General features: G+C 64.1%; 7 protein-coding genes and 1 pseudogene. 3 read left to right on the top strand and 5 right to left on the bottom strand.

Features of this window, described 5'->3' with window-relative positions; genetic code table 11:
* Positions 1–164: 164 nt before the first annotated feature.
* From rluB to M2D63_RS15240, 5 genes and pseudogenes are all read right to left on the bottom strand, one after another.
* Complete coding sequence (rluB, locus tag M2D63_RS15260) at positions 165–1256, bottom strand: 23S rRNA pseudouridine(2605) synthase RluB (protein ID WP_285863775.1); 1092 nt, start codon at positions 1254–1256, stop codon at positions 165–167.
* A gap of 152 nt (positions 1257–1408) precedes the next feature.
* Positions 1409–2185, bottom strand: a pseudogene (scpB, locus tag M2D63_RS15255) (SMC-Scp complex subunit ScpB); the annotation flags it as partial.
* Between the two features lie 12 nt (positions 2186–2197).
* The gene (locus tag M2D63_RS15250; RefSeq protein ID WP_285863777.1) at positions 2198–2896 is read right to left on the bottom strand and encodes a ScpA family protein; all 699 of its coding nucleotides are present in this window, start codon (positions 2894–2896) and stop codon (positions 2198–2200) included.
* 128 nt (positions 2897–3024) lie between these two features.
* Positions 3025–3654, bottom strand: coding sequence for an L-threonylcarbamoyladenylate synthase (locus M2D63_RS15245; RefSeq protein WP_285863773.1), 630 nt, complete (start codon positions 3652–3654; stop codon positions 3025–3027).
* A gap of 13 nt (positions 3655–3667) precedes the next feature.
* The gene (locus tag M2D63_RS15240) at positions 3668–4531 is read right to left on the bottom strand and encodes a PHP domain-containing protein (protein WP_285863772.1); all 864 of its coding nucleotides are present in this window, start codon (positions 4529–4531) and stop codon (positions 3668–3670) included.
* Between the two features lie 66 nt (positions 4532–4597).
* On the opposite strand from M2D63_RS15240, the gene M2D63_RS15235 reads away from it, so the two are divergent.
* The 3 genes from M2D63_RS15235 to M2D63_RS15225 all read left to right on the top strand — a co-directional run bounded on the left by M2D63_RS15235 (position 4598) and on the right by M2D63_RS15225 (position 6026).
* The gene (locus M2D63_RS15235) at positions 4598–5206 is read left to right on the top strand and encodes a septation protein A (RefSeq protein ID WP_285863771.1); all 609 of its coding nucleotides are present in this window, start codon (positions 4598–4600) and stop codon (positions 5204–5206) included.
* A gap of 1 nt (position 5207) precedes the next feature.
* Positions 5208–5507, top strand: a complete 300-nt coding sequence (locus M2D63_RS15230; RefSeq protein ID WP_285863770.1) for a YciI family protein — start codon at positions 5208–5210, stop codon at positions 5505–5507.
* A 117-nt stretch (positions 5508–5624) separates the two neighbouring features.
* Complete coding sequence (locus M2D63_RS15225) at positions 5625–6026, top strand: translation initiation factor 2 (protein ID WP_285863769.1); 402 nt, start codon at positions 5625–5627, stop codon at positions 6024–6026.
* The last annotated feature ends 7 nt before the right edge of the window (positions 6027–6033 follow it).

Here is a 6033-nt window from a genome sequence, read left to right as displayed (position 1 = left end):
GGAGCGAGCGGTTTTGCCTACTTTTCCCAAGAGAAAAGTAGGCCGCCGTAAGGGCGGAAGGGGCCGGCAGCGTCGCCGCAATGAATGGATAAGCTCAAAGCCCCGGCACCCACCCCCAAAAAAAAGGCCAACCCGAAGGTTGGCCTTTCTCCTGCCTTGACCGCTTAAGGACGAGGCTTGCGCGAGCTGCCTGGTCGCTTGGCAACCGGAGTACCACGCTTGTTCACTTCGCTCGGACGTTCGGCGACGGTGCTACGACCCCGCCCACTGTCCTTGCGTGGTGCCTCGCCACGCCCTGCGTCTTTACGCGGCGCTTCGCCACGCGGCTGGCGGGCAGGCGCCTCGGCGGCACCGGCATCCTTGGCCGGACGCAGCGTGCGCACGCGCTCGCCACGGCCCAGCGGACGAGTGGACTTGCGCTGCAGGCGCTCCAGCTTGTCCTTGGACTTGTGGTTGAGCACCGGCATGGCTACCGGGGTCAGGCCCACTTCGGCCGCCAGGATGTCCACTTCCTGCTGGCTCATTTCGCGCCAGCGGCCCATCGGCAGGTCGGAGTTGAGGAACACCGGACCGAAACGCACGCGCTTCAGGCGGCTGACCACCAGGCCCTGGGATTCCCACAGGCGACGTACTTCACGGTTGCGACCTTCCATCACCACGCAGTGGTACCAATGGTTGAAGCCTTCACCGCCTGGTGCTTCCTGGATGTCGGTAAAGCGCGCAGGGCCGTCCTCGAGCACGACACCGGCCTTGAGGCGGGCGATCATGTCTTCGTCGACTTCACCACGCACGCGCACGGCGTACTCGCGGTCCATCTCGTAGGACGGGTGCATCAGGCGGTTGGCCAGCTCACCGTCGGTGGTGAACATCAGCAGGCCAGTGGTGTTGATGTCCAGGCGGCCGATGTTGATCCAGCGGCCTTCTTTCGGCCGTGGCAGGCGATCGAACACGGTCGGACGGCCTTCAGGGTCGTCACGGGTGCAGATCTCGCCGTCGGGCTTGTTGTACATGATCACCCGGCGCACGGTCTCGGCAGACTCTTCACGCTTGATCAGGCGGCCATCGACGGAAATCGCGTCATGCAGGTCGACACGCTGGCCGAGGGTGGCATCGACGCCGTTGACCTTGATCCGGCCCTGGCTGATCCAGGCCTCGACATCGCGGCGCGAGCCCACGCCGATACGCGCGAGCACTTTTTGCAGCTTCTCGCCTGATGGCGGCAGTGGCTGGGTTTCTTGCAGGTCTTTATCACTCATCTGGGCACCTCCCGGTGTAGGAATGGAAAACTGGCTTGGCGCACTCGCGCCAAAAAGGGTCGCAAATCATACGCTGATCGCGACCGAAGCGCACCTGAGACTAGTCGATTTCGGCAAAGTTGCCGGGACTTTCCGCCCGAAGGCCGACGTTACTCGCGCGGCGTCTCGGGTTCGGTCTCCAGCGGCTCGGCGGCGTCTTCGACCGACGACTCGTCGAGCAGGTCGTCGAAATCGGTCTTGAGCCCTTCTTCCATGGCATCCAGCTCGGTCAGCAGGGTGCGAAAGCTGGTTTCCTCCGGCGCAGGCTCAGGCTCGGCACTGGCGTCGGCCAGGGCCTGCAGGTGGGCGGGCACCGGCGCGTCGTCGAGGTCCAGCACAGGTGCAGGTTCGGGCTCCATTTCGCGCAACTCGGCCAGCGGTGGCAGCTCGTCGAGGTTCTTCAGGTTGAAATGGTCGAGGAACGCCTTGGTGGTGGCGAACATCGCCGGTTTGCCCGGCACTTCCCGGTAGCCGACGATGCGGATCCACTCGCGCTCGAGCAGGGTCTTGATGATGTTGCTGTTGACCGCAACGCCGCGCACGTCTTCGATTTCGCCACGGGTGATGGGCTGACGGTAGGCGATCAGCGCCATGGTCTCCAGCAGGGCACGGGAGTAACGCTGCGGGCGTTCTTCCCACAAACGCCCGACCCAGGGGGCGTAGTCCTCGCGGATCTGCAAGCGGTAGCCGGACGCCACCTCCTTGAGCTCGAAGGCGCGACCGTTGCAAGACTTGCGCAGCACTTCCAGGGCTTTCTTGAACACCGCAGGTTCCGGGCGTTCGGCTTCCTCGAACAGCTCGTAGAGCCGTTCCAGCGATTGCGGTTTACCCGAGGCCAGGAGAAAGGCTTCGAGCAGGGGCGCCAGGTCGCGCGGGTCTGTCAGGTTCATGGCGTTGCTTGGTCACTCGACGCGGGCGCGGACGTGGATCGGCGCAAAGGGTTCATTCTGCACCAGTTCGATCAGGGATTCCTTCACCAGTTCGAGAATGGCCATGAAGGTCACCACTACGCCGAGCTTGCCTTCCTCGGCGCTGAACAGCTCGACGAAAGGCACGAAACCACCGCCCTTGAGGCGTTCGAGCACTTCGCTCATGCGCTCGCGGGTCGACAGCGCCTCGCGGCTGACCTGGTGGCTTTCGAACAGGTCGCCACGGCGCATCACCTCAGCCATGGACACCAGCAGCTCTTCCAGGCTGACCTCCGGCAACAACTTGCGCACCTTGGCCTGGGGCGCATCCAGACGCGGTACCACGACCTCGCGGCCAACCCGGCTCAAGCCATCGATGCCTTCGGCCGCCGCCTTGAAGCGCTCGTATTCCTGCAGCCGGCGGATCAGTTCGGCGCGCGGGTCGCCCTCTTCTTCCTCGACCTCGGTCGAACGCGGCAGGAGCATGCGCGACTTGATCTCGGCCAGCATCGCCGCCATCACCAGGTACTCGGCGGCCAGTTCCAGGCGCACGGTCTTCATCAGTTCGACATAGCCCATGTACTGGCGGGTGATTTCCGCCACGGGGATATCGAGGATGTCGACGTTCTGCTTGCGGATCAGGTACAGCAGCAAGTCCAACGGGCCTTCGAAGGCCTCCAGAAACACTTCCAGGGCATCCGGCGGGATATACAGGTCCACCGGCATCTCGGTCAGGGCCTGGCCGTAGACCAGCACCAGCGGCAGCTCCTGCTGGGCGCCTGCTTGCGGGTCGATGCTCGGCTCGGCGGTCGGTGCCTGGCTCACGCTTCGACCATGAACGGTGCCGGGTCGCCGCAACCGACGCGGATCACTTCCGGCTCGTCGCCGGTCAGGTCGATCACGGTGGACGCCTTGAGGTCGCCAAACCCACCATCGATGATCAGGTCGACATGGTGTTCGAGGCGCTGGCGGATCTCGTAGGGATCGGTCATCGGCTCCTCGTCGCCCGGCAGGATCAGGCTGACGCTCATCAAGGGTTCGCCCAGTTCCTCCAGCAGCGCCAGCAGGATGGGGTTCTGCGGTACACGCAGGCCGATGGTGCGGCGCTTCTCGTGCAGCAGCAGCCGCGGTACTTCGCGGGTGCCGTTGAGGATGAAGGTGTAGGGGCCGGGTACATGGGCCTTGAGAATGCGGAAAATGCCGGTATCGATCTTGGCGAACAGGCCCAGCTGCGACATGTCGCAGCACATCAAGGTGAAGTTGTGGGTCTTGTCCAGCTGGCGCAGGCGGCGAACCCGCTCCACGGCATTCTTGTCACCGATCTGGCAGCCCATGGCGTAGGCCGAGTCGGTGGGATAGACCACCACCCCGCCCTTGCGGATGATGTCGACGGCCTGTTTGATCAGGCGCGGCTGCGGGTTCTCCCCATGAATCTGGAAAAATTGACTCACACTATCTTCCTGTTCAGACGGCCGCGATAGGCTGCTCATGTTTGAATCGACGCCACAGCGGTGGCAGGTCCTCCGGCAATGGCCGGTAGGCACCGATCTCACCCCAGGTGCCTGGGCCATGGAAATCACTGCCGGCGCTGGCCAGCAGACCGAACTCACGGGCGAGGATGGACATAGTCCCCACCTGCTCGGCCGGCATCATCCCATTGACCACTTCCAGTGCCTGGCCGCCTGCTTGAATATAGTCGGCAATCAGCCGGCGGCGCTTGCTGCGTGTTAATTCATAGTGCATCGGGTGGGCCAGGCTCACCCAGGCACCGGCATTGCGCAGGGTCTGCACGGTGTCGTCCAGGCTCGGCCAGTGCAGTTTGACGTCCCCCAGCTTGCCGGCGCCCAACCACTTGCGAAATGCCTCGGCGCGGTCTCGGACGTGGCCTGCGCGTACCAGGTACTCGGCAAAATGCGGGCGTGCCGGGGCATTGCCGCTGTCGCCCAGCTCCTGCTGGATGGCCCGTGCGCCATCCAGTGCGCCGGGCATGCCCTTGAGGCCCAACCGTCGGTCGATTTCTTCGGCGCGCAGCCAGCGGCCGCGGTGCAACGCCTCGATCGCCTCCAGCAACGGGGCGGCGTCGAGGGCGAAGTTGTAGCCCAGGACATGGATGGTCGCGCCGCCCCAGGTGCACGACAATTCCACCCCGCTGACCCACTGCATGCCCAGGGCCTGGGTGGCGGCGCGCGCCTCGAGCTGGCCGTCGAGGGTGTCGTGGTCTGTCAGGGAGAGCATCCGCACGCCGTGCTCATGGGCCCGGGCGACCAGTACCGTCGGCGTCAGGGCGCCGTCGGAGGCGGTACTGTGGCAGTGCAGATCAACATTCATAGGTGGCGCTTTCGCTGTCTTTGATGTTTGTTATTATGCCGTCACATCCTGCTTCTGGCTGCCACTGTGAAACAATTCATCGATTTCATCCCGCTGTTCCTGTTCTTCATCGTCTACAAGCTTGACCCGCGTGCCGTCGAATTCGCCGGCCACAGCGTCGAGCTGGGCGGTATCTACAGCGCCACGGCCATGCTGATCCTCAGTTCCCTGGTGGTCTATGGCGCCCTGTTCATCCGCCAGCGCAAGCTGGAGAAAGGCCAATGGCTGACCCTGGTCGCCTGCCTGGTGTTCGGTGGCCTGACCCTGACCTTCCACAGCGAAACCTTCCTCAAGTGGAAGGCCCCGGTGGTCAACTGGCTGTTCGCCCTGGCCTTTGCCGGCAGCCACTTCGTCGGCGACCGGGTGTTGATCAAGCGCATCATGGGCCATGCCGTCAGCCTGCCGGACGGCGTCTGGACCCGCCTGAACCTGGCCTGGATCGGCTTTTTCCTGTTCTGCGGCGCGGCCAACCTGTTCGTGGCCTTCACCTTCCAGGACATCTGGGTCGACTTCAAGGTGTTCGGCAGCCTGGGCATGACCGTATTGTTCCTGGTGGCCCAGGGCGTTTACCTGTCCCGCCACCTGCACGACAGCGACCCCACCACGCCGCCTTCAACCCCGAAGCAAGAGGATTGACATGCTCTACGCCATCATCGCCAGCGACGTTGCCGACTCCCTGGAAAAACGCCTGGCCGCCCGTCCGGCGCACATCGAACGCCTGCAACAACTCAAGGCCGAAGGTCGCGTAGTGCTGGCCGGCCCGCATCCGGCCATCGACAGCAACGACCCGGGCGCCGCCGGTTTCAGCGGCAGCCTGATCGTCGCCGAGTTCGACTCCCTGGCCGCGGCCCAGGCCTGGGCCGATGCCGATCCGTACATCGCCGCCGGTGTCTACGACAAGGTCGTGGTCAAGCCGTTCAAGCAAGTCCTGCCCTGATCCGCTGCACACGGTGCGCCGCCGGGCGCACCGTTCCCGCCCTTTACCTGCGCAATTGCTCATTATTCTCGTCTGCCAGCCGACAACCTGCTGAATCGACAAGAATCAGGAGTTCCCATGCGTCTAGGTCCGTTGTCCCTGTTGCTGTGCCTGTTGCTGCTGAGCCCGCAAGCCTTGGCAGAAGAGGCCACCGCCAGCACCCCGCTGTCGCTCAGTGCCGGTAGCCAGATCACCGAGTTGCAGCAGCGCCTGAAGGAAAGCGAGCGCCTGCGCGAAGCGCTGACCGAGCAATTGCACAACGCCGACAGCGAACGCGAAAGCGCCCAACTGACCCGCCTGCGCCAGGAGAACCAGCGCCTGAAGCTGGCCATCAAGGAACTGCAGGCCAGCGCCCCGGCCCGACTGATTACCGACCAGCAGCAATGGTTCCTGATTGGCGGCGCAGTTGCCCTGTTGGCCGCACTCTGCGGTATCTTTGCCAGCGGCGGACACAGAAAGCGTCGGCAATGGTTGAATTGAGTGAGTC

It is taken from the genome of Pseudomonas sp. BJa5 (assembly GCF_030272875.2).
Lineage (GTDB): Bacteria > Pseudomonadota > Gammaproteobacteria > Pseudomonadales > Pseudomonadaceae > Aquipseudomonas.
Note: the sequence above shows the minus strand (reverse complement) of the source record. Positions and strands in the feature narration are given on the sequence as shown.

What these genes read in the sequence shown, in the direction of transcription:
- rluB (WP_285863775.1), bottom strand. Translation starts at nt 1,256, where the DNA reads ATGAGTGATAAAGACCTGCAAGAAACCCAGCCACTGCCGCCATCAGGC.
- M2D63_RS15240 (WP_285863772.1), bottom strand. Translation starts at nt 4,531, where the DNA reads ATGAATGTTGATCTGCACTGCCACAGTACCGCCTCCGACGGCGCCCTG.
- M2D63_RS15230 (WP_285863770.1), top strand. Translation starts at nt 5,208, where the DNA reads ATGCTCTACGCCATCATCGCCAGCGACGTTGCCGACTCCCTGGAAAAA.
- M2D63_RS15225 (WP_285863769.1), top strand. Translation starts at nt 5,625, where the DNA reads ATGCGTCTAGGTCCGTTGTCCCTGTTGCTGTGCCTGTTGCTGCTGAGC.